We start from the raw sequence: 26,034 nt of genomic DNA, 5'->3' as shown, positions 1-26,034 counted from the left end.
CGTTCAGCCGCGGGTACGCACATCCGCCGCTATCTGATCGAGCAGTTGCTGCCAGCCCTGTCCCAGTTCGTCGACCAGGACACCATAACCATCGGCCGGCAAGACCCGCTCCTGCTGGAAGGGCACGTCCCGCAGCACCACCCCCTCCTCCGTCAGCAAGCGCCAGCGGCCGCTCAGCAGGGCGCGACCATCATGCCGCCCCTGGAAGCGTTCGACCGAGATGGTCAGCACGGGCCCCTTGCGGGCCCCGTCCTGCCGTATCACCCAGCCCGGCAACCTGCTGGAGAGGCCATTCAGGGTGAGCTGGTTCAACTGGGCATCCAGTGAACCCGCCCAGCGATGGTACTCGGCAAAGTGCAGCTCCTTGCCCTCCAGCTGATAGACCAGACTCATCCGATCCAGCTGGCCAGAGAGGACGACGGGACGCAGCACCAGCTGGTGCCGGGGCTGCGCCGTGATGCCGTTCGACTGCGGGATCTCCGCATCCAGCGAGTAGTAGTGCAGTGCCGTCGGGGCGGCGCTGCATCCTGCCAGCAGGCCCAGCAAGGCCAGGGTCATCATCCGTTTTTTCATCATTTTCCTCGCTTGGGCTCAGGATCCTGGGGACGGGAGCGGTCGAAGATCAGCGAACTAGGCTGCTCGTTCAGGGAATGGACCAGGGGTTGCAACTCCCCCATCAGCTGATTGAGAGACTGCACCGACTGACGCAGCTCCTGGTTGGTCTGGGAACCGGCATCATAGGTCTGCAACGTCTCCTGCAGTTGCTTGAGACTCTGGTTGAGGGACTCTGGCAACTGCTGGGTCGAACGCTGACCGGTGAACTGCTCCAGATTGGCACTCACGGCCTTGATGTGCTTGAGGGTCTTGTCCAGGGTCGCCAGGGTGGTATTCACCTGCGTCAGCGTGGTGGCCATGTCCATGTCGACGAACTTGTCGAGGATGAGGTTCACCTTGCGCTCTATCTGATCCAGCCCGGCCTGCACGGTCGGGAACACCTGATAGCCTGCCAGCTTGATGGGCTCATAGGCGGGAGCATCCGGATAGAAGTTGAGATCCACCACCTTGCCGCCGGTCAGCAGACTGGACGTCTTGAGGCTGGCCCGCAACCCTTCCTTGAACTGCTTGCTGAACAGGGCACGCCACTGCTCCCGCTCCGCATTGGCGTAGCGATGGGAGAGGCGCTGTACCTCGATGCGGGCCAGCACGGGGATCTGCCGGCTCTTGAAGATCTGCACCCCCTTGTCGTCGATGAGGTAGGGGGCAGAGATGACGGTGCCGACCCGGATGCCGCGATACTGCACCGCCGCCCCGGGGTGCAGGCCACCCACGTTGTCCTCGAACAGGAAGACATAGTCGATGAACTGATCCAGGCTACCGGCCAGCACGCTCGCCTCGTCCTGGAACAGGGTGAAGCTGTCCATCTGCTTGACCGGCTCACCGGGTGTCCAGCCCGGTGGCAGCCCCATGGTGATGCCGCCGTCCAGCAGGCTCTCGAGCGAATCCATCTTCACCTTCATCCCCTCGCTGCTCATGGAGACCTCGAAGCCCGGGGTCAGCCAGAAGCGGGAGTTGCTGCTCACCAGGATATCGTAGGGGGCATTGATGAAGAGCTGGTACTGCATCTCGCTCTTCTCCGGCAGGAACTTGGCCTCCTCTATCTGGCCTATGGTGAAGCCCTGATAGCTGATGGGGGAGCCGATCCCCAGGGCACGCGCATCTCGGCTGCTGAGGGAGAGCCTCAGCCCCTTGGCGTCCACCGAGGCGAGCGGGGGCTTGTCCAGCATGGCGTATTCACCGCGCGCCTTGCCCTTCTTGCCCGGCGCGAGTTCGATGTAGGCCCCGGAGAGCAGGGTGCCAAGACCCGACACCCCTTCCCGCCCGACCCTGGGTTTGACCACCCAGAACTGGCTGTCCTTCTTGAGCATGCCGGCGGCGGCATTGGTCAGACGGGCCTTGAGCACCGCATGGCTATAGTCATCGCTGAGCTCCACCGCCTCGATGCGACCCACTTCCACCTCGCGGGAACGGATCACCGTCTTGCCCGCCACTATGCCCTCGGCGGTGGCGACCGTCAGGGTGAAACTGGGGCCTTGTGAATACCAGTGCTGGAACAGCATCCAGACTCCGATGAACAGCGCCAGCAGCGGCACCATCCAGATAGCGGCGGCCGAGCTCATAAAGTCAGAGCCCGGTTTCCACCTCGTCTTACGCTCACTCACGTTCGCGCTCTCCTTGTTGTAAATCCCAGATCAGGCGGGAATCGAAACTCATGGCGGCCACCATGGTGATCAAAACGACCCCGGCAAAAGCAATGGCCGCGGGGCCCGGGTAGATGGTCATCAGATTATCGAGCCGGATGAGGCCAGCCAATATGGCCACCACGAAGACGTCGATCATCGACCAACGCCCCACAAATTCGGTCATGCGATAGAGCTTGAGCTTGCCAAGGGGAGAGCCGACCCGGCCACGCTGCACCATGTAGCAGAGCCACAGCAGTGCCAGTATCTTCACCAGAGGCACCACCACGCTGGCGAAGAAGATCACCGCAGCTATGGGGTATGACCCCATGGCCCAGAGCAACACCACACCACCCATGATGGTCGAGGGGCTGTCGTCCCCCAGAAAGACGGTGTCCATGATGGGATAGAGGTTGGCAGGAATATAGAGGATCACCGAGGTGATGAGCAGTGCCCAGGTGCGGTTCAGGCCGCCCGGCTTGCGGTGATGCAGACGATCGCCGCAACGGGAACAACTGTGGGCATCGCCGTCATTGAGCGCGCCGCAGATGTGGCAACCCACCAGCCCGCACGCCAGGGCGCTGGCCTCGGGATCCAGCTCCCTCGCCTCGGTCGGGCCGAACAGCCGCTGCCACAGCCACATCCGGTCCAGAGACGAGATCATCTTGATCAGCAGCACCGTGTAGCCCACGAAGGCCCAGAACGACAGCCCCATCTTGACGTCCGCCATGCCCATCAGCTTGACCAGGGAGATGAGCACCCCGATGAGGAAGACATCCACCATCAGCCAGGGCTTGATCCGGCACAGCAGTCGGCCGAGGGAGCGCAGGGCATTGCTGTGCAGATCCTTGTCGAGCCGCCACAGCACCAGCATGATGGAGCCGATATAGACCAGCGGCAGGCCGATCAGGGTCAGGCTCAGCACGGCCCCCAGAAACAGATAGCCCTGATCCACCAGGGTGGTAATGCACTGCAGGAAGGTCATCTCCTGCCCCACCCCCTTGGCCGAGAACGACATGAAGGTGAAGGCGTTGGAGAGCACGAACATGATGAGCGCCGCAAAGCCGTAGGCGATGGGCCTGCGCTCCTGCTGCGGAAGGTGCGCACTCAGGGTATGACCACAACGGGGACAACTGCTCGTCTCCCCCACGGCCAGCTCGGTGGCCGGCACCAGCAGGTCACACTCTTCGCACGCGGTCGCGTCATGGGTATAGGTAATTGGGTGTTGGTGTGAAACCGGATGCAAGATAGGACCCCAGCATGAGGCCGCGAACGGCCAGAGGCGCCAATTATTGCAGCCACCGCCGCTAACCACCAGCCCTGTTCATGTACAGAGCCTTAAGGGACGGGAGATAGATGGGCATAGCCCATGGCCTGGAAAGGGGGCTTGTGACATAGCCCGACCCCGCATCAAGGGAAGAGGGGCATATTTATCTGCAGATTTGCGCAAGCTCCCGCACCGCAGCCCCCGTTCACCGATGCTTTGGCGACGGGGTGAGAATGACTTTGACAAGCCTGTGACCATTTAGCACAATCAAACGCCACTTTTTTTCCGCGGGACAATAATTTATGACAACTGAATCCCCAAGCTACTCCACCATCGAGCAGGCTTTCTCCCTTGGGAACGGGCAAGATTCTGCCCTCAACTGGTTGCGCAAGAACCGCAGTCAGGTCGCCATCTTCCTAGTGAGCGGCATCAAGCTGGAGGGGACCATCAGTGGCTTCGACCAGTACAGCGTGCTGTTGACCGATGCCCATGGCAATCAGCAACTGGTCTACAAGGCCAAGATCTCCACCATCGCCATGCACTCCGGCCGCCCCCAGGTCAGCATCCAGCGCGCCCGCAAGCCACGGGTCTCCATGACCCCGCGCCCCCACGGCGGCCCGAGCCGTTATGACGACAACCAGGGCGGTAGCAGCGAGCAGTGATGCTCGCCTCCTCCTGACTCTGAGCTTGCCGCTGCGTCAATCGGTGACGACGCGCATCCCCACTCTCATGTCATGCCTGTCCCGTATGAGAGTGGGTCTTCTCCCCCAGCCAGCCTCGGCGGCCAGCCCCTTTGCTCAGCAGGTCAATCCGACCGGCTTCCCTTCCTTGACCATGCACACCTGCATGCCCGCGGCCTCACCGGCCTGCGCCCCTATGCCAGTGTCCTCGAACACCAGACAGCCCTCAGGCTCGACCCCGAGTCGCCGTGCCACCAGCAGGAAGGTATCCGGGTGGGGTTTGTGCAGCTCCACATCGTCGGCGGTCACCACCACGGAGAAGTAGCGATCCAGCCCGGTATTGCGCAGCACTGCCTCGGCATTGATGCGGGGTGAGCCCGTGCCTATCCCCATGGGGATGAGGCCGTGATGACGCCTGACCAGATCCAGCATGGCCGGGAAGGGGGTCGCCTTGTGCAGGTTGGCCACGTAGTGCTCCGTCTTGCAGCGCGTCACCACCAGGGGATCCAGCGCGATCTGCTGCACCTCGGCCACCAGCAAGGCTATCTTGCGACTGGGCATGCCACCCAGCTCATAAAACCAGTCGGCATCGAACTGAAAGCCAAACTCGCGGGCGGTATGCTCCCAGGCGGCCAGGTGCAGGGGCATGGAGTCCACCAGGGTGCCGTCGAGGTCGAAGACCAGGCCTTGAAATCCGGATAGGGTCATGGTGCAGGATCTGTCTGTGAAAAATGGGCCCCCATTCTAGCCAGACCCGGGGATCATCGCCACGCATCAAGGGGCGAGAAACGCTTGCGACCACATTTATGCCGGGCAAGAGGGCCGCCGCCCTGAGGCAGCGGTCAAGGTGAGAGAAGCAGGCCCGGGTCAGCGATAGGCCAGGGTACAGGCCCGCCCCTGCGACTTGGCGTGATAGAGCGCCTGATCCGCCTGTTCGGTCAGGGTCTGCCACCCCTTGTCCGAGGAGGGGATGAGATAGCTGAAGCCGATGCTGACGGTGAGCATGGTCGCCACCCGGGAGGCCGGATGGGAGATCTGCAGGGCTTCCAGTCCCTGGTGGATCTGCTCTGCCAGTCGCTCCGCCTCCCCGGGTTGCGGGGCGCACAGCAGGATCACGAACTCCTCGCCACCATAGCGGGCCACCAGATTGGTGCGCCGCCGCTCCGTCTCCTGCAGCAGGGCCGCGACCCGTTGCAGGCACTGATCCCCCTTGCCGTGACCGAAGTGGTCGTTGTAGGACTTGAACTCGTCCACATCTATCATCAGCACCGCCAAGACTCCCTGATGGCGACGCGCCCGCTCCCACTCCCGCTCCATGGTGATGTCCCATTGACGGCGGTTGGCGATCCCGGTCAGGGGATCCTCCAGCGACAGCAGGGAGAGACGCCGGTTGGCCTCCTCCAGCGCCCGGTTGGTGTCGGCCAGCTGCCGGGTCCGCTCCTGCACCCGCAGCTCCAGGTCACGGTTGAAGCGCTCGAGCGCCGCCTGGGTGCGCTGGCGGATCAGCAGTTGGGAGAGCACGGCGGCATACTGCTTGAAGATCTCGCTCTGATACGCCTTGAGCGGGCGCCGCCAGAGCAGGTTGTCGGCGGCGATCCAGCCGATGGGGGTGCCCCCGTCCCAGAGCGACACCATGGCATTCCAGCCCCGCCCCACCTCCTGCTTCTCGTAATAGAGCGGAGTATCTTCCAGCACCAGCACATAGTCCTTGCGGCGCAGCGCCTCCTGCACCGTGGGGTGATCCGGAATGGCGCTGATGAAATGGCGCTCGTCGATGAGCTCGCCCGCCTCGTTGGTGCCCCAGGTCCCGTGCATGGTCTTGAATTCACTGTCCGTCAGGAAGATGGCGATGCGATCGAACTGCAGCTCCTGGCGCGCCAGCACCACGGCATCGTGCAGCAGGCGATCCTCGCTGTCACAGCGCGACAGCTTGACCCCCACCTGGTGCAGCGCCTGCAGCATGCTGAGGAAGGAGTCCTGCAGGGCCTGGCTGCGGACAAGGTCGGCCTGGGTATGGATCCGCTGATCCCGCTCCAGATCGACCTGACCGGCGAGCCGCCGGCTCTCCAGCTCGGCGGCGAGGTAGTGCATGAGCAGTTGTATGCTCTGCTGCTGGCGCCTTGGCAGACGATCGAGGCGACGCCGGGTTTCCAGATAGACCACGGCCTCCAGCCCCTTGTGGCGTTTGAGCGGGAAGCAGGCACGCAGGCGCGGGACCTCTGGCTCGACGCTCTCCCAGATGGCGCTGGTCGGCGCGATGGGCTCCACCAGCAGCTGGCCGAGATCGAGGGAGCGCTCTATGAAGAGGAGGGGCAGGTCGAGGGAGCTGAGCAGGTCGGCGTTCAGACAGAGCAAGCCCTGCTCGGGCCTGTAGTGATAGAGCTGGGGCGTCGGCGCCCGCAGCCACAGATAGATCTGCTCGGCCTCGGTCTTTTCTCTGACCGCGGCCAAGGTCACTTCACAGAGATGTTCAAAACTGGTGAAGTGCTCCGGATCCCATTCTTGCATGCCAAATCATCCTTGGTTGTATCCAAGCGAGTATATCGGCAAAGCCTGGCCATTAATTGACCTGGCAGTCAAAAGCGAGATCCAGAGCCCAGTTTTTACAACAGATTCAATGCCTGCATGGCGGCGCGGATCCGCTCGCGGGTGGCGTCAGACAGCGGCATCACCGGCAGACGGCACTCCTCGCTGCACAGTCCCAGCAGGGAGACAGCGTATTTGGCTCCCGCCGGGCTCGGCTCGGCGAACATGGCCTGATGCAGCGGGATCAGCTTGTCCTGCAGCTCGCGGGCGGCCTGCCACTCGCCGGCCAGGGTCAGGTTCTGGACCTCGGCCACCAGCTTGGGGGCCACGTTGGCGGTCACCGAGATGCAGCCCTGACCACCGCCGATGTTGTAGGCGACGGCGGTGGCATCTTCACCGGAGAGCCAGGCGAAGGGCTTCTTGATGAGCTGGCGCTCGGTCCAGGGGCGGGCCAGATCGCCGGTGGCATCCTTCACGCCGGCGATGCGCGGCAACTCGGCGAGGCGGGCCAGGGTCGCCGGCTGCACATCGACGATGGCGCGGGGCGGAATGTTGTAGACGATGATGGGCTTGGTGGTGGCGTCATGGACCGCCTTGAAGTGGTGGAACAGGCCTTCCTGATTCGGGCGGTTGTAGTAACCGGCCACATGCAGGGTAGCGTCCGCCCCCATCTGCTCGGCGAAACGGGTGTATTCGATGGCTTCGACCGGGTTGTTGGACCCCGCGCCGGCGATGACAGGGATCCGTCCCGCCACCTGCTTGACCACCAGCTCCACCACCCGGCAATGCTCGTCGTGGGTCAGGGTCGGGCTCTCCCCCGTGGTACCGACCGGCACTATGCCATGGGTCCCCTGCTCTATGTGCCACTCCACCAGGCGAGCCAGTGCGGCCTCGTCCAGCTGGCCCTGTCGAAATGGGGTGATCAGGGCAACTATCGAACCTTGAAACATGGGATTTCCTTCTCCTAAACAGATGGATTGGTCAATAAAAAGCCCCGGTACGGGGGTCGCTACCGGGGCTTGAATCGTCTCAGAGATGAGAGGTTACGCGCGCACGCCAGCAGGCCCGAATGTCAGGCTGTGTTTATGCTTTCGTTTCGATACGCATGACCGCATTGCATCATCTCTGGATAAATAAGGTGTCTGGGCATATTTCGGGAACACAGCATAAATGTCAAGGCGAAAGCGGCCATGTATAATGGCCGCCCAAAAAAGCGTGGAGAGTCCCAATGAGCCGTCCTGTCAGTGCCGTCAGCCAGATGCTGGAACGTAATCAAGCCCTCTTTGTCGGCAAACGGCTATTGGTGTGTGGCGCCCTGGAAGATGATTATCCTCGTCAGCTGGCCGAGCTGGCCGACTCCCTGACGGTCTTCACCACAGACTACTGCTATTTCCTGAGCCAGCAGGCAGCCCTGGGTGAGCGCATCCTGTTCGATCACCAGCTCGGCGGTGCCCCTCGTTTCGATGCCCTGCTGCTGCTGATGCCCAAGGCCAAGGCCGAGGCGCAATATCTGCTGGCCATGATGGCGCCGCTGCTCGAAAGCGGTGCCGATCTGTTACTCGCCGGCGAGAACCGGGGCGGCATCAACGGGGCCGACAAGCTGCTGGCCCCCTATGGCGAGAAGCCGATAAAGCGCGACTCCGCCCGCCGCTGCTCTCTCTATCATGGCGAGCTCGGCAAGCCGGTTGCCCCCTTCGAGCTGGATGCCTGGTTCAGCCGCTATGAGTGCCAGGCGGGCGACACCACCCTGACCGTCATGGCCCTGCCCGGGGTCTTCAGTGCAGACGGCCTGGATCTCGGCACCCAGATGCTGCTGGCGAGCCTCCCCCCCGTGACGGGCAAGCTGCTCGACTTTGGCTGCGGCGCCGGCGTCATCGGTTCCGTGCTGGCCAAGCGCAACCCGGCCCTGGCCGTCACCATGGTGGATATCAATGCCCTGGCACTGGAGTCCAGCCGCCGAACCCTGGCGGTCAACGGTCTGAGCGGGCGTGTTCATGCCTCCGATGTCTATTCCGACATTGCCGAAACATTCCAACAGATTGTCTCGAATCCCCCCTTCCATGCCGGGCTCAAAACCTTCTACGCCGCCACCGAAACCTTCCTGGCAAAGGCACCTGAGTACCTGACCGCAAATGGCGCCCTGACCATAGTCGCCAATGCCTTCCTGCGATACCAGCCTATACTGGATGCGCACTTCAAACAGACCGAGGTGATCGCGGGCGATGCCAAATTCAAGGTGTATCTGAGCAAAGCTTAAAGAAGTGCAACGGTTGTAATAAAACAAGTAGAGAGTGCCAGACGGGATCTGTTAAGGTACCAAGAAAACGTTTACCACCCCTTTAGGGGTGTTTTTTTCGCAGCAACATGAAAACCTTTTCAACATCATGATCTCAGGGAGAGAACGACGATGGCAGGCATACTCACCATGATACTGGCAGGCGGTGAAGGTACCCGACTGCAACCGCTGACCACCACCCGCAGCAAACCCTCCGTACCCTTTGGCGGCAGTTACCGGTTGATCGACTTCGTGCTCAACAACTTCGTCAACGCCGACTTCCTGCGCATCTATGTACTCACCCAGTTCAAGTCCCAGTCTCTTTACCTGCACATGAAGAAGGGCTGGAACATCGTCGGCATCACGGATCGCTTCATCGACCCCATTCCGGCCCAGATGCGAATGGGCAAACGCTGGTATGACGGCACCGCAGACGCCATTTACCAGAACCTGCGCTTCATCGAGATCTCCGACCCCGAGCACGTCTGCATCTTCGGCTCCGATCACATCTACAAGATGGACGTGAGCCAGATGGTGAGCTTCCACAAGCAGAAAGCGGCCGCCCTGACCGTCGCGGCACTGCGCATGCCCATCGAGGAAGCAAGCGCCTTCGGGGTGATCGAGGTGGATCAGGAAGGGCGCATGATTGGCTTTGAAGAAAAGCCCCGTCACCCGAAACACATCCCCGGCGACCCCACCCAGGCCCTGGTCTCCATGGGCAACTACATCTTCGAGACCGAGGCCCTCTATCGGGAGCTCAAGCGGGATGCCGCCGAGGAGAACTCCAGTCACGATTTCGGCAAGGACATCATTCCCAGCCTGTTCCCCCGTGCCCCCGTCTATGTCTACGACTACAGCACCAACGTGATCCCGGGCGAGAAGCCCAATGTCTACTGGCGCGATGTGGGAACGCTCGACTCTTACTGGCAGGCGCACATGGACCTGGTGGCCGACGATGCCCCCTTCTCTCTCTACAATCGCAAGTGGCCGCTGCACACCCATTACCCGCCCCTGCCCCCCGCCACCTTCATCGATACCGACGACTGCAAGGTCAAGATCGCCAACTCCCTGATCTCCGGTGGCTGCTTCATTCAGGGCAGCCAGATCCAGCGATCCATACTGGGATTTCGCTGCAACATAGGCCCCTGCAGCCACATCAGTGAATCCGTGCTGCTGGGGGATGTGAAAATCGGCGAAGGTTGCTCCATTCGCCGCGCCATCATCGACAAGAACGTTGAAATTGCACCCGGCACCGTGATCGGTGAGAATCTGGACCATGACAGAGAGCGGTTTACCGTATCCGAAGGCGGTATCGTCGTGGTACCTAAGGGAGCAAGAGTTGGCTATTAACCCACTGAAAATCCTGTTTGTAGCCTCGGAGGTTGAGGGGCTGGTGAAGACCGGGGGCCTGGCGGATGTGGCCAAGGCCCTGCCGCAGCATCTCGCCCGTCAGGGGCACGATGTGCGCATCATTATGCCCTTCTACAAGACCATCAAGCGTCGGGACGAGGCCACCCTCCTCGCCTCGCGCTGGCTCCCCACCCCCCAGGATCGCAGTGATATCAGCTATCGCATCCATCAGCTGGAACTGGACGGGATCTGCGTCTATCTGCTCGATTGCCCGCACTATTTCGACCGCCCCCAGCTCTATGCCGAGAACAACCAGGCCTATCCCGACAACGGTGAACGCTTTGCCTTTCTGGCCGCGGCGGCCCTGCATGCGTGCGAACAGCTGGGTTTCGCTCCCGACATCGCCCACTGCAACGACTGGCACACCGGTCTGCTGCCGCTGCTGCTGAAAACCCGTCATGCCCACAACCCCTTCTTCCAGCGCACCCGGTCGGTCATCAGCATTCACAACGCGGCCTTTCAGGGGGTATTCGATCGCCAGCAGTTCTGGGCCGTGCCGGAAATCCACGACTACGAGCAGCGCATCAACTACGACTATGGTCACATCAATCTGCTCAAGTGCGGTGTGCTCTACGCAGACAAGATCAATGCGGTCAGCCCCAACTACGCCAGCGAGCTGCTGACGCACCTGGGCGCTCACGGCATGGCCAGCGTATTCCAGCAGCGGGCTGCTGACCTGCGTGGCATCCTCAACGGCTGTGACTATCAGGACTGGGATCCCGCCTTCGATCCTCTGTTGCCCGCCACCTATGATGCCGACAACCTGGATGGCAAACACACCTGCAAGCGCATCCTGCAGCAGGAGACGGGGCTCCCCGTCGGCAACCTCCCCATCTATGGCATGGTGTGTCGACTGACCGAGCAGAAAGGAGTACACCTGCTCATCCCGGCGCTAGACAAGTTCTTGCAGCATCAGGTCCAGGTGGTAATTGTGGGCTCCGGTGATCCCTCTCTCGCCGCCCAGTTGCAGAGCATTGCCCAGCAGCATCCCGACAAGTTTGCCTTCATCAATGCCTATGACGACCGCCTGGCCCACCTGGTGGAGGCTGGCGCCGACTTCTTCCTGATGCCTTCTCTGTTCGAGCCATGCGGGCTCAACCAGATGTACAGTCTGGCCTATGGTACCCTGCCCCTGGTGCGGGCCGTCGGCGGATTGAAAGATACCGTCGTGGACTGGGATGCTGACCCGGCGCACGCGACCGGTTTCTGCTTCAACGATCCCACTGCCAGCACCTTGCTCGATGCCATGCGCCGCAGCCTGCTCCATTATCTGCAGGAGCCGGCACGTTTTGCCCGTGTGCAACACCACGCCATGAACACCCGCTTCGACTGGGCAGACTCCGTCATCCTGTACGAACAGATGTATCAGGATGCGCTGGCCACCGTCTGACGCCGATTGCTGAAGTTTTGTGCCCTTGGCACGCCTTTATCCGTCAACAGCGAAAAAAGTCCCCTTTGGCTGTTGACGCCCCCCCAAAACTCTATAGAATCCCCCACCGCAGTGATGCGAAGGTGGCGGAATTGGTAGACGCGCTAGCTTCAGGTGTTAGTGTCCCACGGATGTGAGGGTTCGAGTCCCTCTCTTCGCACCATATTGCAACATGCTCTTATCAGACGGCATGTAAATTCAGACTGATAACCCGATGTGCGAAGGTGGCGGAATTGGTAGACGCGCTAGCTTCAGGTGTTAGTGCCCCCCGGGTGTGAGGGTTCGAGTCCCTCTCTTCGCACCATGCTTTTGTCAGACAGCATGTAAATCCAGACTGATAACCCGATGTGCGAAGGTGGCGGAATTGGTAGACGCGCTAGCTTCAGGTGTTAGTGCCCCCCGGGTGTGAGGGTTCGAGTCCCTCTCTTCGCACCATGCTTTTGTCAGACAGCATGTAAATCCAGACTGATAACCCGATGTGCGAAGGTGGCGGAATTGGTAGACGCGCTAGCTTCAGGTGTTAGTGCCCCCCGGGTGTGAGGGTTCGAGTCCCTCTCTTCGCACCATGCTTGTGGCATGTAAAACACAGAAAATGCGCTCCAACCGCATTTAAAAACCAGCTGGAGAAAATCAGTGTGCGAAGGTGGCGGAATTGGTAGACGCGCTAGCTTCAGGTGTTAGTGTCCCACGGATGTGAGGGTTCGAGTCCCTCTCTTCGCACCATTCATCATGCAAAAAGGCCCATCACGAAAGTGATGGGCCTTTTGTTTTTGCCCCTGCCATGGCTATGCTGTTGAGGATGCCACGCCACCACAGGGGCTTTCCCATGATCCTGGATACCGACATTCACAACTTCTATGAGCATCTGGTGCTCAAAGAGATAGAAAAACAAGGGCTTAACCAGACACTGACCCCCTACCAGCTGGCCGATCTCTGCTGCCTGACCCTGAACCAGCTCCCCTCTCACTACATACGCCACAACGTCGACATGATCTACTTCACCACGGATGTCGAACGCACCGAGATGGAGCAGAAGGTCATGACCTCACTGCGCCTGGCCTACGACAAGATCCAGGCCGTCCCTTCCCGCTGAACGGCTCCTATAGCCAGCTTTGCTGCCAGAGCTGGGTGACGACCCCCGTCATGCCCGCGACCGGCAGCAGGATCAGCGCCGGCCTCAGCCTGGGTTCCAGCATGACCCAGGCGGCCAGCAAGAAGCCCAGACTCCACAGGCCGTACGCCTTGTCCTGACCCCAGCCCAACACCGCCAGCAAGGCTGCCAGCAAGAGACACCGCACTATCCAGATCATGATGATGCTACCCATAGAATCAAACGATAACGATTATCGTTTGTGATTATGGAGAGTGCAATCGGACTTCTCTATGGGTTTTGGCTATTTGCCCTGCCTCGGCCTGATATTCAAAAAAAGTGCCGATGAGATCAACTAATGAGTAGATTTATCAAACATTAATGCATTTTTGCTAAATAAGTTGGGATTTTGCGCCCCGGGTTTGTGGTAGATTGCGGCCTCTTTTTGGGCCGGCCCCTCGGGATACGTGTATCCACAGGACGAGAGGGACCGACCTTGGCGAGCAAGAGTTTAGGAAGTATCTATGCAAAACCAACAAAACCACATCCGATTGCCTGGCATGGCGCAGGTCTTTGCCTGTCTGGCCATTTTCCTGGCCCTGGCCTTTTCGTTCACCAGCGTGCTCGATCTGCCGATCCAGCTGGCACTGTTCATCGCCTGGTTCGTCATCATGGGGCTCGGCATCCGGCTAGGCCATGATTACAAGTCCCTGGAGCAGGCGGCCGTCGACGGCGTCGCCAAGGGGATGGGAGCCATATTGATACTGGTCTCCGTCGGTGCCCTGGTGGGCACCTGGATCGCCGGCGGCATAGTCCCCAGCATCATCTACTTCGGCCTCAAGGTGATACACCCCTCCATCTTCCTGCTGGCGACCCTGATCATCTGCTCCCTCACCTCGCTGGCTACCGGCACCTCCTGGGGCTCTGCCGCCACGGCGGGGATCGCCATGATGGGCATAGGCCACAGCCTGGGCGTCCCTGCCCCCCTGGTGGCCGGTGCCGTGCTCTCCGGCGTCTACTTCGGTGACAAGCTCTCCCCCCTCTCCGACTCAGTGGTGCTGGCGTCGACCATGTCCAACGTCGACGTGGTGGAGCACATCAAGGGGATGCTGCCCATCAGCCTCTTCTCCTACGTCATCACGGCGGCCCTGTTCACCGTGGTCGGCATGCAATACTCCGGCAACGTCAGCCTGGAGCAGGTCAATCTGGTGATGGAGGCCCTCGACAAGCAGTTCAACATCACGCCGCTGGCCATAGTGCCGGTGATCCTGGTGCTGGGCCTGCTGGCGAACCGCAAACCCGCCTTCCCGGTGATCAGCTTCGGCGCCCTGCTCGGCCTTGTCTGGGCCATCGCCTTCCAGGACATGGACCCGGTCAAGGCGATGCACTCCGCCTACAGCCCGTTCGCCATCACCTCAGGCGTCGACTTCATCGACAACATCCTGGGTCGCGGCGGCATGGAGTCCATGCTGGGCTCGGTGGCCGTCATCATCTTCGGCTTAGGCTTTGGCGGCCTGCTGGAGAAAGTCGGCATACTGGCGGTGATCGCCAGCGCCTTCGAGAAGCGCATCAACAGCGTCGGCAGCCTGACCAGCCACACCATAGGCACCGCCTTCCTGGCCAACGTGTTCGGCTCCGCCATGTATGTGTCCCTGATCCTGACCCCCAAGATCATGGCCAAGAACTACGATCGGCTGGGACTGGCGCGCAAGAACCTCTCCCGCAACGCCGAGTTCGGCGGCACCCTCACCTGCGGCATGGTGCCCTGGAGCGACAACGGCATCTTCATGGCCGGGGTACTGGGGGTGGCCACACTCGACTACCTGCCTTACATGTGGCTCAGCTTCACCTGCATCATAGTGACCATCACCCTCGCCTATCTGGGCAAGGCGGTGAACCGAGTGCCGGTGATAGAGGCGGCCAGCTCCCGCTAACAGCAGGGAAAATAATGATAAAGGCGCCATCACGGCGCCTTTTGCTTGGGGGAAGTTCGGGGTTAAGCTGGCAGCCAACCTCGTCGCCCGTGGCAGGATGCCCAGATGAATTTTACCTTTCGCCAGATCCGTTACTTCGTGGCCGTGGCCGACAGCTTCTCCGTGAGCCGCGCCGCCGCCGAACTGCACATCTCCCAGTCGGCAGTCACCAGCGCCATCCGCGAGCTGGAGACCGAGCTCGGCGCCGCCCTGTTCGAGCGCAACCCGCGCGGCGTCACCCTGACCGCCCAGGGCCACCAGTTCCTGCTCCATGCCAGGCGCATTCTCGGCGCCATGACCGAAGCCGGCCAGTCCCTCAAGGCGGTGGCCCAGCAGGATCAGGGGCAGCTCACCATAGGGGTGACGACGCTGGTGGCCGGCTACTACCTGTCGGAGGCCATAGGCCGTTTTCGCCGCGCCTTTCCGGCGGTGCGCATCGAGGTGAAGGAGGACGAGCAGCCGTTTCTGGAGCATCAGATCGTCAACGGCGAGGTGGACGTGGGGATACTGATGACCAACCGCACCATACGCCAGGAGGCGTTCGATACCGAGCTGCTAACCCGATCCCCCCTGCGGCTCTGGCTCGCCGCCAACCACCCCCTCTGCGCGGAATCGACCCTCTCCCTCAAGGCGTTGGGTGACGAACCCATGATCTCGCTGACTGCCGATCAGCTGGATCAGATCATCGGGGCCGGCCTGCGCCGCTACGGCATCTCCCCCCGCACTGTGCTGCGCACCGCCTCGGTGGAGGCGGTGCGCAGCCTGGTGGCGAGCCAGCTCGGGGTCGCCCTGCTGCCGGACTTTGCCTATCGCCCCTGGTCGCTGGAGCAGGAGCGGGTGGAGGCCCGCCCCATCAAGGAACCCATCCCTGCCATCGACATCGGCCTGGTGTGGCGTCGCGGCTCGCGGCTCGACTGGACCGCCCGCGAGTTCATCGACATAGCGCGGGATCAGAGCCGGCTGCGGGCCCGCCAGCCGGCCTCCCGCTAGTCAGCGCCCTCAGGGTGATCGTCGCGCCGCCATCAAAAATAAGATTCATCTGCACTCGATATAGATTTGGCAGATACCTCTGGCGTTAAAAATTGAAATTCTCATTACCACTGCCTTCTCCTACGCTCATGGCTGGTTAACAGGATGTTATACGCCATTGCGGTATCGCATGGCTCCAGATCATGCAAGGAGAGCAAGATGAAACTGACCCCCCTGACCCTGGCCCTGATCCCCGCCCTGCTGGCAGGCCAGACCCAGGCCGCCCCGACCGAACTCGGCAAGGGTGAAGGCCAGCTCAATATAGTGGCCTGGGCAGGCTACGTGGAGCGTGGCGAGACCGATAAGAACTACGACTGGGTGACCGGCTTCGAGAAGGAGACCGGCTGCAAGGTCAGCGTCAAGACGGCCGCCACCTCGGACGAGATGGTGGCGCTGATGAACGAGGGGGGCTTCGATCTGGTGACCGCCTCCGGCGACGCCAGCCTGCGCCTCATCGCGGGGGGCAAGGTGCAACCGCTCAATCTGGCGCTCATCCCGAGCTACAGCAAGATAGACCCCCGCCTGCAGAATGCGCCCTGGCACACTGTGGAGGGCAAGCACTACGGCGTCCCCTACCAGTGGGGCGGCAACATCCTGATGTACAACACCAAGGTGTTCCCCAAGACGCCCGACTCCTGGGGCGTGGTGTTCGAGGAGCAGACCCTGCCGGACGGCAAGTCCAACAAGGGGCGGGTGCAGGCGTTCGACGGCCCCATCCACATCGCCGATGCCGCCCTCTATCTGATGACCCACCAGCCGGCGCTCGGCATCAAGGATCCTTACGAGCTGAACGAGGAGCAGTACAAGGCCTCCCTCGATCTGCTGCGCAAGCAGCGCCAGCTGGTGGGGCGCTACTGGCACGATGCCTTCGTCCAGATAGATGACTTCAAGAACGAGGGAGTGGTGGCCTCCGGCTCCTGGCCGTTCCAGGCCAATGCCCTGATCGCCGACAAGCAGCCCATCGCCACCACTGTGCCCAGGGAGGGCGTCACCGGCTGGGCCGACACCAGCATGGTGCACAGCGAAGCCAAGCACCTCACCTGCGCCTACCAGTGGCTGGAGCACTCCCTCAACAACAAGCTGCAGGGGGATCTCGCCTCCTGGTTCGGCTCCGTGCCCGTGGTGCCCGCCGCCTGCGAGGGCAATGCCCTGCTGGGCAAAGAGGGCTGCAAGACCAATGGCATAGACAACTTCGACAAGGTGCACTTCTGGCGCACCCCCGTCTCCCAGTGCAAGAGCCAGGGAACCTGCGTGCCCTACTATCGCTGGGTGTCCGACTATATCGCCATCCTGGGTGGCCGCTGAGGCGGGTAGTTCAGCACGGCAGCCAGCGGAGGACCCGCGTGTCCTCTGCACTACCGCTGGGTCTCGGACCATATCGCTATCCTGGGTGGCCGCTGAGGCTGCTTGAATCAAGGCCGATATTGGGCCGGACAGGAGTCCGGCCCGCACCTCTAGTGACAAGGACGTACCATGACAGCCGTACAATTTGACCGGGTCAGCCGCCACTATGGCGAGGTGAAGGCGGTCGACGACATCTCCTTCCAGATCCCGTCCGGAGAATTCTTCACCCTGCTGGGGCCGAGCGGTTCCGGCAAGACCACCTGCCTGCGGATGATCGCGGGCTTCGAGTACCCGAGCGAGGGAGAGATCCGGCTGTTTGGCGAGCCCTGCTCCCGGGTGCCGCCCTATGATCGCAACCTCAATACCGTGTTTCAGGACTACGCCCTGTTTCCCAACATGGATGTGCGGGACAACATCGGCTACGGCCTGATGATCAGGGGAGTGCCCAGGGCGGAGCGTCACCGCAAGGTGGACGAGATGCTGGAGCTGGTGCGCCTGCCCGGTGTCGGCAACCGCAAGCCAGGGCAGCTCTCCGGCGGCCAGCGCCAGCGCATCGCCATCGCCCGGGCCCTTATCAACCAGCCGCGCATCCTGCTGCTGGACGAACCCCTGGGTGCGCTGGACCTCAAGCTGCGCGAGCAGATGCAGCTCGAACTCAAGGCGCTGCAGCGCCAGCTCGGCATCACCTTCATCTTCGTCACCCACGATCAGCAGGAGGCGCTCTCCATGAGCGACCGGATCTGCATCTTCAGTCAGGGCAAGATAGAGCAGATAGCCGCGCCGGATACCATCTACGATGCCCCTGCGACGCCGTTTGTGGCCCGCTTCGTCGGCACCGTCAACCTGTTCGAGGGTGAGCAGGCCAAACGCCTGTGCGGCGATGCACGCCAGATGATGGTGCGCCCGGAGCGGATCCGGCTCACCGAGGCCGGCATGCCGGGCTGGTCCGGCGAGATCCGCGAGGTGGAGTACCTCGGCCCCTTCGTGCGCTACCGGGTCGATCTCGGTGAGCAGCTCGAGCTTATCGTCAACCATCCCAACGAGGGGCAGGCCCGCCTGGCCCGTGGTGCCCGGGTCAGCCTCAGCTGGCCTGAGCAGGCCATCCACCGCCTGAGCGCCTCAGGATCGGGGGCTCAGCCATGAGCCTCCCCCACAGTGCGAGTCTAGCCATGAGCCACGCCATCGAACCTGCACGCTTGCGGCCGCTGCGGCGCCTCTCCACCCTGCTCTACGGCCGTCCCGGCCTGCTGCTGGGGATACTGCTGGGACCGCCCCTGCTGTGGCTCGGCATCATCTATGTCGGCTCCCTGCTGATGCTGCTCTCCAACGCCTTCTTCGGGCTGGACGAGTTCAGCGGTCAGGTGCGCCACGAGCTGGGACTGCAAAATTTCATCGCCCTGCTGCGGCCGGAAAACCTGGACGTCATCGGCCGTACCGTCGGCATGTCGCTGCTGGTGACCCTGGCCTGCGCCCTGCTCGGCTTCCCCATCGCCTACTACATGGCGCGCTACACCAGCGGCAAGACCCGGGCGCTGTTCTATGTGGGCATCATGCTGCCGCTCTGGTCCAGCTATCTGGTGCGGGTCTATGCCTGGAAGCTGATCTTGGCCAAGGAGGGGGTGGTGAGCTGGCTGGCGGACAGCCTGGGGCTGGAGTGGCTGCTGGACGGAATCCTCTCCCTCCCGGTGATCGGCGGCCCTTCGCTGTCGTTTTCGCGGCTCGGCACCTTCATCGTCTTCGTCTACGTCTGGCTGCCCTTCATGATCCTGCCCATCCAGGCGGCGGTGGAGCGGATCCCGCGCTCCCTGCTGGAGGCGAGCAGCGATCTGGGGGCGACCCCGGCCCAGACCTTCCGCACCCTGATACTGCCGCTGGCGCTGCCCGGCGTGGTGGCGGGCTCCATCTTCACCTTCTCCCTGACGCTCGGGGACTACATCATCCCCGGCATCATAGGCAACTCGACCATGTACATAGGTCAGGTGGTCTACATGCAGCAGGGCACGGCGGGCAACCTGCCCTTCGCCGCCGCCTTCTCCCTGGTGCCCATCCTTATCATCGCCGTCTATCTGGCGATAGCAAAACGCCTGGGGGCCTTCGATGCGCTCTAATCGATCCATGCGCCAAAGTCAGCAACCTTCCGGCCTGCTCAAGTACGCGGCCATCGGCGGGCTGCTGTTTCTGCACTTCCCGATCCTGTTTATCTTCCTCTACGCCTTCACCAGCGAGAGCAAGAGTTACCAGTTCCCGCCCCCCGGGCTCACCCTCAAGTGGTTCGAGGTGACCCTGAACCGCCCCGACGTGTGGCGCGCCATCCAGCTGTCGCTGGAGGTGGCGGGGCTGGCGACCCTGGCGGCCATGGTGCTCGGCACCCTGGCGGCAGGGGCCATCGCCCGCAGCCGTTTCTTCGGCCAGGAGGTGGTGTCGCTCTTGCTGGTGCTGCCCATCGCCCTGCCCGGCATAGTCACCGGCATAGCGCTGCGCTCCGCCTACGGCCTGATGGAGATCCCGTTCAGCTTCTGGACCATCGTCATAGGCCACGCCACCTTCTGCGTGGTGGTGGTCTACAACAATGCCCTGGCGCGCTTTCGCCGCACCCACCAATCCCTCATAGAGGCATCCATGGATCTCGGGGCCGATGGCTTCCAGACCCTGCGCTACGTGATCCTGCCCAATCTGGCCACCGCACTGCTGGCGGGGGGCATGCTGGCCTTTGCCCTGAGCTTTGACGAGGTGATAGTCACCACCTTCACCGCGGGCCAGCAGACCACGCTGCCCATCTGGATGTATCAGGAGCTGATCCGCCCCCGTGACAGACCCGTCACCAACGTGGTGGCCCTCATCATAGTGGCCGTGACCACCATTCCCATTCTGCTTGCCTACTACCTCACCCGCGACGGCCAGGACGTCGCCGGCAGTGGCAAATAACGACTCAACGCCTGCGCAAGGATGCAACCATGAAATTCTCTACCCAACTCTTGATCGACGGCCAGTTCGTGACCGGTGACGGCCAGGCCGAACCTATTCTCAACCCGGCAACCGGGGAGCTGCTCGCCTCTGTCCCCGAGGCGTCGTTCGAGCAGGTGAACAGGGCGGTGAACGGCGCCCAGCGCGCCTTCGCCCAGTGGAGCCGCACCACCCCGGCAAGCCGCAGCACCCTGCTGCTGCGCCTGGCCGATGCCATCGAGCGCCACGCCGAGGAGTTCGCGGCGCTCGAATCCCTCAACTGCGGCAAACCCTATCTGGCGGTGCTCAATGACGAGCTGCCCGCCGTGGTGGACTGCTTCCGCTTCTTTGCCGGAGCCGCCCGCTGCCTGCAGGGACCGCTGGCGGGGGAGTATATCGAGGGGCACACCAGCATGATCCGCCGCGACCCCATAGGGGTGGTGGGCAGCATAGCCCCCTGGAACTACCCCCTGATGATGGCGGCCTGGAAGATGGCCCCCGTGCTCGCCGCCGGCAATACGGTGGTGCTCAAACCCTCCGAGCAGACCCCGCTCACCGCCCTGCGCCTCGCCGAGCTCGCCAGCGAGCTCTTCCCGCGCGGCGTCATCAACATCGTCTGCGGCCGGGGCGAGAGCGTGGGGGCGCCGTTGGTGGAGCATCCGCTGGTGCGCATGGTGTCGCTCACCGGTGACATCGCCACCGGCCAGAAAATACTGCAGAGCGCCGCCCGCACCATGAAGCGCACCCACCTTGAGCTGGGGGGCAAGGCGCCGGTGATCATCTTCGACGATGCGGACCTGGAGGCCGTGGTGGCGGGCATTCGCACCTTCGGCTTCTACAACGCCGGACAGGACTGCACCGCCGCCTGCCGCATCTATGCCCAGGGCAAGATCTACGACAAGTTCGTCGCCGCCATGACGGAGGCGGTGGCCTCCATCAAGGTGGGGAGCCAGCGCGAGGAGGGGGTGGAGATGGGGCCGCTCATCTCGGACCGCCAGCGCAACCGGGTCGCCAGCTTCGTGGAGCGGGCCCAGAGCAGCGGCCACGTGGAGGTGACCACAGGCGGCAAGATCCGCCCCGGCAACGGCTTCTTCTTCGAGCCGACCCTGATAGCCCATGCCCGCCAGGAGGATGAGATCGTGCGCCGCGAGGTGTTCGGCCCCGTGGTGTCGGTGACCCGCTTTGGCGACGCCGAACAGGTGGTGCAATGGGCCAACGACTCGGACTACGGCCTCGCCAGCTCGGTCTGGACCCGGGATCTGAGCCTCGCCAGCAAGGTGGCCAGCCACCTGCAATATGGCTGCACCTGGATCAACACCCACTTCATGCTCACCTCGGAGATGCCCCACGGCGGCATGAAGATGTCCGGCTACGGCAAGGATCTCTCCCTCTATGCGCTGGAGGATTACACAGTGCCGCGCCACATCATGGTCAAGCTCTGAACATGATTCAGGCTGGCCCCGGGGCCAGCCTGAATGTGCAAACCACTACCCAAATCCCCTGCCAGATACCCCCCCTATGACAGCCGCCACAGCCAGTGGTGGTCCAGAACAAGCAGACCAAACAGCAACATCAGGTGATAGATGGAGAAGCGGAAGGTGCGCATCGCCTGGCCGGGGCGCTCCGAATACTTCAGCAACCAGCCATGCCAGCAGAACCCGAGGTTCAGCAACAGGCTGCCGATAAGATAGAGCAGCCCGGACATGCCGATCAGGTAGGGCAGCAGGCAGACCAGGGTCAGGATCAGCAGATAGAGCAGGATGGCCGTCTTGGTGAACGCTATGCCGTGGGTGACGGGCAGCATGGGAATGTTCGCGCCGGCATAGTCATCCCGTCTGTGGATGGCCAGGGACCAGAAGTGGGGCGGCGTCCAGGTGAAGACGATCATCACCAGCAACCAGGGCTCGGCCGAGAGCTGTCCCGTGATGCTGGTCCAGCCCAGCAGCGGCGGCATGGCGCCCGCCAGCCCGCCGATGACGATGTTCTGTGGCGTGGCCCGTTTCAGCAGCAGGGTATAGACGACCGCATAGCCGAACAGGCTGGCCAAAGTCAGCCAGGCGGTCAGGGGATTCACGCCCCGATAGAGCAGGACAAAGCCCGTCAACGCCAGCCACAGCGCAAACGCCATCGCAGACTTAGGCCCGATCCGCCCCATGGCGACCGGTCGCCAGCGCGTTCTGCGCATCTGGGCATCGATGCCGTGATCCAGAGAGTGATTCATGGCCGCGGCACCGGCAGCCAGCAGTCCTATTCCCGCCAGCCCCAGCACCATCTCGTCCAGGGAGGCCTGGGTCGGCTCGGCCAGCAGCATGCCGACCCAGGCGGTCAGCAGCAGCAAGGCCACCACCTTGGGCTTGGTCAGCTGGTAGTAGTCCCGCAGCAGCCGGGTGTCGATGACGCGGGCCAAGGGCTTGCTGTTCATGTCTGACTCCTGATCGCCTCAGGCGACAGCGAAGGGGAAAGCCGGGGGCGGGAGAGCCGTCCACGGGCCAGCACACAACACACCAGCAAGTGCGCCGCCACCAGGTTGTGCGCGAGGGCGTTGGCCAACGGCAGGGCCAGATGGACGTTCGCCAGCCCCAAGGCAATTTGCACGAGCAGCAGGGCCAGCAAGAGCCCCCCCAGGAAGCGCAACGAGGCCCCCTGACGGATCAGGGCGAAGGCAAAGCCCCCCACCAGCAGGGCGGTGGCAAGGGCTCCCAGACGATGGGCGATATGGATGGTCTGGCGCGCCTCCTTGCTCAGCACCCCGAACTCATAGCTGGCGTGGCCGAGCGGCAGATGAAAGGCCTCCTCCCAGTTCAACTGCGCCTGCCAGCTCCCCTGGCAGAGAGGCAGCTCGACGCAGGCCATGGCCGCATAGTTCGCCGACGTCCAGCCCCCCAGCGCTATCTGCAGCAGCAGCACGCCGCAGGCCGCATTGCCCAGCCAGGGCAAGCCCTGACCGCGGCAGACGGGCGCGTTCGCGGGAGAGCGCACAAGCTCGGCCCAATAGAGCCAGAGCAGGGTCAGGATGGCGAACCCACCCAGCAGATGGGTGGTCACCACCAGAGGGTGCAGCGCCAGCGTTACCGTCCACATGCCCAGCGCCGCCTGCCCAACCACCAGCACCAGCAAGGCCCCCGAGAGGTGACGCAGACGACCGCCAGCGCGCCAGCTCAGCACGAACAGCAACGCAATCACACAACCCAGCACACCGGCGAAGTAGCGGTGCACCATCTCGCTGCGCGCCTTGTGAGGCTCCAGCGGCGTATCCGGGTAGAGCTGGGCCGCCCGCTCCATATGCACGGGTTGGGGGACGGCCATGGAGCCGTAACAACCGGGCCAATCGGGGCAGGCCAGCCCGGCATCCGTCAGCCGGGTATAGGCACCGAGCACGATGACCAGTACCGCCAGTGCGATGGCGATCGATGCCAGCCTCTTCTGTATATTCATACGCCCCCCCGCTGACGCTTGTACCCGGATGATGACAACAGGACACACGACACTGGCCTCAGGTGCGTGTTCATTGCACACCTCGCTGATACTTGAGCAGTTGCTGCAGATCCGACAGCACGGCCTTGCCAAGCAGCGGCCACGCCGCCGTGCTGGCCGGCACCTCGTAGCGCAGGATGGCCAGCCCTTGCGAGTCCACCAGCATCATATCGCCCGCCCGCACGGCTCCGTTCGCCCCGCGCGGCGGCGCATCGGCCAGTTGTACCAGATCCAGCTTGTCCAGATTGCGGCCAAGGGCGCTTTGGATCCGCGACATCAACTCGGGCACCTGCTGGCATTGCGCCTCACAACGCCGGGCGGCCAGATAGACCAGTCGCCATTGGTTCTGATGGGGCGGGAGCGGCTGCAACAGATAGACCTCCTGATCCAACCAGGCCCCCTTGTTGCGAGTACCGGGTTCATACCAGCCCTGCCTCAGGGTCAGCGCAGCCAGTACCACAGGCAGCAGTATCACCAGCCCAAAGAGGACAGGCACCTTCCATCTTGACCATGAGTTCATGGAGACAACCTCCTTGTCAGCACCAGGCCCCCCACCAGCATCACCAGCGCCAGCCCAAGCCATTGCACTGCATACGCCCTGTGCTTCTCGGGCGGCATGACATTCGGCTGGTAGTGGTGGAGGAAGGGAGTCTGCCTTTGATAAAACACGGCATCAGCGAGGGGCGAGCCGAGGATCTCGCTCAGGGCATCCACCCTGATGGACTGCAGCCGGTTAGGATAGGGGCCGTACTCGATGTTCTGACCCAGCAAGACGCCACCGGGGGCCGTGCGCAGCAGACCGTCGAGCTCCAGAGTTGTCGGGATGACGGGACTTGGCAGTTGCTGCCGGCTGGCGGGTGCAGGCACCCAGCCCAGATTGACCAGCAGCAGGGGACGGGCATCACCGGCGCGTACCGGTATGATGACGTCGTAACCGATCTCGCCCGCCACCGCCTGGTTGTCCAGCAACCAGACATGAGGGGACACCCATTCGACCTCCCCTCCCAGTGACAGGCCGTCCAGTGACTCAAGGTTGCGCCAGTCGAGCCGGGCAAGCGCCATTGGCGCCACCTGCTGCGCCACCGCCATCCGTCCCAGCCAGGCCTCTTTCTCCATCCCCCGCTGCCACTGCCAGAGCGACAGCTTGCACAAACCCGCCGTCACAACCAGAGTGAACATCAGTACGATCCAGCGCCTGTGATGCCATGGTCGCCGCTTATCCCATGTAGCCATGTCACGCATATAACGGAGGGCTCCAACATGTTGATCAAGATAGTGCTGGTACTGATGCTGCTGCTCATCATTGGGCAGCTGTTTCATGCCCTCTGGTTGATGATGACCACGGGTCATCCCCAGAAGATGTCCGCCCCGCTGGGGCGTCGGGTGTTCTTTTCCCTGCTGGTGGTCGTCATCCTGCTGCTCTCCCTGATGATGGGCTGGCTGGAGCACAACCCGCGCCCTTACTGATCCCGACCTCAGAGCAGGTAGACGAACACGAAGAGGCAGAGCCAGACCACGTCGACGAAGTGCCAGTACCAGGCCGCGGCCTGGAAGGCGAAGTGGCGCTCGGCGGTGAAGTGATCCTTCAGCACTATCCGCAGCCATATGATCAGCAGGAACACCGTCCCCAGGGTGACATGCAAGCCATGGAATCCGGTCAGGATGAAGAAGGTATTGCCGTAGATGCCGGAGTCCAGTCGCAGCCCCAGATCCCGGTACGCATGCAGGTATTCATAGCCTTGCAGCCAGAGGAACGCCAACCCGAGCAGCACGGTCACAAGCAGCATCCCCTTGAGACGACTGCGCTTTCCATTCTCCAGCCCGGTATGAGCAAACAGCAGGGTGACGGAGGATCCGAGCAGGATCAGGGTATTGATGAGGGGGATACCGTGCCAGGGCATGGCCTGGGTCGTGGTCCCTCCCGGGGTCTTGACCATGGGCCAGTGCGCCGAGAAATCCGGCCACAGCAACTGGGCCGTCATCGCCTTGTTGCCCGCGCCGTCCAGCCAGGGCATGGCAAGCTGGCGGGCATAGAACAGCACTCCGAAGAAGGCCAGGAAGAACATCACCTCGGAGAAGATGAACCAGACCATGCCTTGCCGGAAGGATCTGTCCATCTGGGCGCTGTAGAGCCCGGTCATGGACTCCTGGATGATGTGACGAAACCAGCCAAACAGCATGAAGACCAGCAAGGCAACGCCAGCCATCATCAAATACCGGCCGACCCCGGCCTGCTTGCTCGCCACCTCATTGACCAGATGCCCCGCCCCGAAAGCCAGGAAAAACAGGGCAACGGCCCCTATGATGGGCCAGCGGCTCTGGTCAGGGACGTAATACGTCTGGTTCACTTTGGCCAT

24 protein-coding genes, 5 tRNA genes and 1 pseudogene are annotated in these 26,034 nt (G+C 62.5%); 18 read left to right on the top strand and 12 right to left on the bottom strand.

The window, feature by feature from the left end; genetic code table 11:
• Window positions 1-3: 3 nt before the first annotated feature.
• The 3 genes from HB860_RS01015 to HB860_RS01005 are packed head-to-tail and all read right to left on the bottom strand — an operon-like array spanning window position 4 to window position 3,483.
• Complete coding sequence (locus HB860_RS01015) at window positions 4-573, bottom strand: PqiC family protein (RefSeq protein ID WP_139433925.1); 570 nt, start codon at window positions 571-573, stop codon at window positions 4-6.
• Window positions 573-2,219 carry an intermembrane transport protein PqiB gene (pqiB, locus tag HB860_RS01010; protein ID WP_171273185.1) on the bottom strand — a complete coding sequence of 549 codons (1,647 nt, stop codon included), beginning with the start codon at window positions 2,217-2,219 and terminating at the stop codon, window positions 573-575. Before pqiB ends, HB860_RS01015 begins: the two co-directional genes overlap by 1 nt.
• Entirely contained in the window at window positions 2,212-3,483 is a 1,272-nt protein-coding gene (locus tag HB860_RS01005; protein ID WP_139433923.1) for a paraquat-inducible protein A, read from the bottom strand. Before HB860_RS01005 ends, pqiB begins: the two co-directional genes overlap by 8 nt.
• A 323-nt stretch (window positions 3,484-3,806) precedes the next feature.
• Between HB860_RS01005 and hfq the strand changes: the two genes are divergently transcribed.
• On the top strand, window positions 3,807-4,166 hold the full coding sequence (hfq, locus tag HB860_RS01000; RefSeq protein WP_025328369.1) for an RNA chaperone Hfq: 360 nt from the start codon (window positions 3,807-3,809) through the stop codon (window positions 4,164-4,166).
• Between the two features lie 135 nt (window positions 4,167-4,301).
• Here the strand turns inward: hfq and HB860_RS00995 are convergent, their stop codons facing one another.
• The 3 genes from HB860_RS00995 to dapA form a co-directional block, all read right to left on the bottom strand.
• Window positions 4,302-4,892 carry an HAD family hydrolase gene (locus HB860_RS00995; protein ID WP_247625463.1) on the bottom strand — a complete coding sequence of 197 codons (591 nt, stop codon included), beginning with the start codon at window positions 4,890-4,892 and terminating at the stop codon, window positions 4,302-4,304.
• Window positions 4,893-5,051: 159 nt separating this feature from the next.
• Window positions 5,052-6,692, bottom strand: a complete 1,641-nt coding sequence (locus HB860_RS00990) for a GGDEF domain-containing protein (protein ID WP_247625462.1) — start codon at window positions 6,690-6,692, stop codon at window positions 5,052-5,054.
• Between the two features lie 95 nt (window positions 6,693-6,787).
• Window positions 6,788-7,660 (bottom strand): 4-hydroxy-tetrahydrodipicolinate synthase, encoded by an 873-nt coding sequence (dapA, locus tag HB860_RS00985; RefSeq protein ID WP_042648184.1) that lies wholly within the window; start codon window positions 7,658-7,660, stop codon window positions 6,788-6,790.
• Between the two features lie 278 nt (window positions 7,661-7,938).
• On the opposite strand from dapA, the gene rsmC reads away from it, so the two are divergent.
• From rsmC to HB860_RS00940, 9 genes and pseudogenes are all read left to right on the top strand, one after another.
• On the top strand, window positions 7,939-8,967 hold the full coding sequence (gene rsmC, locus HB860_RS00980; protein WP_247625461.1) for a 16S rRNA (guanine(1207)-N(2))-methyltransferase RsmC: 1,029 nt from the start codon (window positions 7,939-7,941) through the stop codon (window positions 8,965-8,967).
• A 147-nt stretch (window positions 8,968-9,114) separates the two neighbouring features.
• Window positions 9,115-10,335: pseudogene (gene glgC / locus HB860_RS00975) on the top strand (glucose-1-phosphate adenylyltransferase); the annotation flags it as partial.
• A complete protein-coding gene (gene glgA, locus HB860_RS00970) occupies window positions 10,325-11,785 on the top strand; it encodes a glycogen synthase GlgA (RefSeq protein WP_104452232.1) in 1,461 nt (486 codons plus the stop codon). The pseudogene glgC and the gene glgA, both read left to right, overlap by 11 nt.
• A gap of 116 nt (window positions 11,786-11,901) precedes the next feature.
• A tRNA-Leu gene (locus HB860_RS00965) sits at window positions 11,902-11,987 on the top strand.
• Between the two features lie 55 nt (window positions 11,988-12,042).
• A tRNA-Leu gene (locus tag HB860_RS00960) sits at window positions 12,043-12,128 on the top strand.
• A 45-nt stretch (window positions 12,129-12,173) separates the two neighbouring features.
• A tRNA-Leu gene (locus HB860_RS00955) sits at window positions 12,174-12,259 on the top strand.
• A 45-nt stretch (window positions 12,260-12,304) separates the two neighbouring features.
• Window positions 12,305-12,390: transfer RNA gene (locus tag HB860_RS00950), tRNA-Leu, on the top strand.
• A gap of 71 nt (window positions 12,391-12,461) precedes the next feature.
• Window positions 12,462-12,547 (top strand) — tRNA-Leu (locus HB860_RS00945).
• A gap of 103 nt (window positions 12,548-12,650) precedes the next feature.
• Window positions 12,651-12,917 carry a late competence development ComFB family protein gene (locus HB860_RS00940; protein ID WP_139433918.1) on the top strand — a complete coding sequence of 89 codons (267 nt, stop codon included), beginning with the start codon at window positions 12,651-12,653 and terminating at the stop codon, window positions 12,915-12,917.
• 7 nt (window positions 12,918-12,924) lie between these two features.
• Here the strand turns inward: HB860_RS00940 and HB860_RS00935 are convergent, their stop codons facing one another.
• Entirely contained in the window at window positions 12,925-13,134 is a 210-nt protein-coding gene (locus HB860_RS00935; RefSeq protein ID WP_247625595.1) for a hypothetical protein, read from the bottom strand.
• 304 nt (window positions 13,135-13,438) lie between these two features.
• Between HB860_RS00935 and nhaC the strand changes: the two genes are divergently transcribed.
• The 7 genes from nhaC (at window position 13,439) to HB860_RS00900 (ending at window position 21,645) form a co-directional block, all read left to right on the top strand.
• The gene (nhaC, locus tag HB860_RS00930) at window positions 13,439-14,848 is read left to right on the top strand and encodes a Na+/H+ antiporter NhaC (RefSeq protein ID WP_139433917.1); all 1,410 of its coding nucleotides are present in this window, start codon (window positions 13,439-13,441) and stop codon (window positions 14,846-14,848) included.
• 105 nt (window positions 14,849-14,953) lie between these two features.
• Window positions 14,954-15,877, top strand: coding sequence for a LysR family transcriptional regulator (locus tag HB860_RS00925; protein WP_025328378.1), 924 nt, complete (start codon window positions 14,954-14,956; stop codon window positions 15,875-15,877).
• A 198-nt stretch (window positions 15,878-16,075) separates the two neighbouring features.
• The gene (locus HB860_RS00920) at window positions 16,076-17,221 is read left to right on the top strand and encodes an ABC transporter substrate-binding protein (protein WP_247625460.1); all 1,146 of its coding nucleotides are present in this window, start codon (window positions 16,076-16,078) and stop codon (window positions 17,219-17,221) included.
• A gap of 168 nt (window positions 17,222-17,389) precedes the next feature.
• Window positions 17,390-18,403 carry an ABC transporter ATP-binding protein gene (locus HB860_RS00915; RefSeq protein ID WP_247625459.1) on the top strand — a complete coding sequence of 338 codons (1,014 nt, stop codon included), beginning with the start codon at window positions 17,390-17,392 and terminating at the stop codon, window positions 18,401-18,403.
• Window positions 18,400-19,368, top strand: coding sequence for an ABC transporter permease (locus tag HB860_RS00910; protein ID WP_139433913.1), 969 nt, complete (start codon window positions 18,400-18,402; stop codon window positions 19,366-19,368). The genes HB860_RS00915 and HB860_RS00910 overlap by 4 nt, the downstream gene beginning before the upstream one ends.
• Window positions 19,358-20,185, top strand: coding sequence for an ABC transporter permease (locus HB860_RS00905; protein WP_247625458.1), 828 nt, complete (start codon window positions 19,358-19,360; stop codon window positions 20,183-20,185). Before HB860_RS00910 ends, HB860_RS00905 begins: the two co-directional genes overlap by 11 nt.
• Window positions 20,186-20,214: 29 nt before the next feature.
• Complete coding sequence (locus tag HB860_RS00900; protein WP_247625457.1) at window positions 20,215-21,645, top strand: gamma-aminobutyraldehyde dehydrogenase; 1,431 nt, start codon at window positions 20,215-20,217, stop codon at window positions 21,643-21,645.
• A gap of 74 nt (window positions 21,646-21,719) precedes the next feature.
• Here the strand turns inward: HB860_RS00900 and cyoE are convergent, their stop codons facing one another.
• The 4 genes from cyoE to HB860_RS00880 all read right to left on the bottom strand — a co-directional run bounded on the left by cyoE (window position 21,720) and on the right by HB860_RS00880 (window position 24,856).
• Window positions 21,720-22,625: a heme o synthase gene (gene cyoE, locus HB860_RS00895; RefSeq protein WP_247625456.1), complete on the bottom strand. Its 906-nt coding sequence runs from the start codon at window positions 22,623-22,625 to the stop codon at window positions 21,720-21,722.
• On the bottom strand, window positions 22,622-23,638 hold the full coding sequence (locus tag HB860_RS00890) for a COX15/CtaA family protein (RefSeq protein WP_247625455.1): 1,017 nt from the start codon (window positions 23,636-23,638) through the stop codon (window positions 22,622-22,624). The genes cyoE and HB860_RS00890 overlap by 4 nt, the downstream gene beginning before the upstream one ends.
• A 70-nt stretch (window positions 23,639-23,708) precedes the next feature.
• Window positions 23,709-24,197 carry a hypothetical protein gene (locus tag HB860_RS00885; protein WP_247625454.1) on the bottom strand — a complete coding sequence of 163 codons (489 nt, stop codon included), beginning with the start codon at window positions 24,195-24,197 and terminating at the stop codon, window positions 23,709-23,711.
• Complete coding sequence (locus HB860_RS00880) at window positions 24,194-24,856, bottom strand: SURF1 family protein (protein WP_247625453.1); 663 nt, start codon at window positions 24,854-24,856, stop codon at window positions 24,194-24,196. Before HB860_RS00880 ends, HB860_RS00885 begins: the two co-directional genes overlap by 4 nt.
• An 81-nt stretch (window positions 24,857-24,937) precedes the next feature.
• Here HB860_RS00880 and HB860_RS00875 point away from each other — a divergent pair, with 81 nt between their 5' ends.
• Window positions 24,938-25,144 (top strand): DUF2909 family protein, encoded by a 207-nt coding sequence (locus HB860_RS00875; protein ID WP_247625452.1) that lies wholly within the window; start codon window positions 24,938-24,940, stop codon window positions 25,142-25,144.
• Window positions 25,145-25,152: 8 nt separating this feature from the next.
• Here the strand turns inward: HB860_RS00875 and HB860_RS00870 are convergent, their stop codons facing one another.
• Window positions 25,153-26,034, bottom strand: a complete 882-nt coding sequence (locus tag HB860_RS00870) for a cytochrome c oxidase subunit 3 (RefSeq protein ID WP_247625451.1) — start codon at window positions 26,032-26,034, stop codon at window positions 25,153-25,155.

The sequence above is a fragment of the Aeromonas genomosp. paramedia genome (genome assembly GCF_023093515.1).
Taxonomy (GTDB): domain Bacteria; phylum Pseudomonadota; class Gammaproteobacteria; order Enterobacterales; family Aeromonadaceae; genus Aeromonas.
The sequence above is the reverse complement of the archived record's forward strand: the minus strand, read 5'-3'. Positions and strand labels throughout refer to the sequence as shown.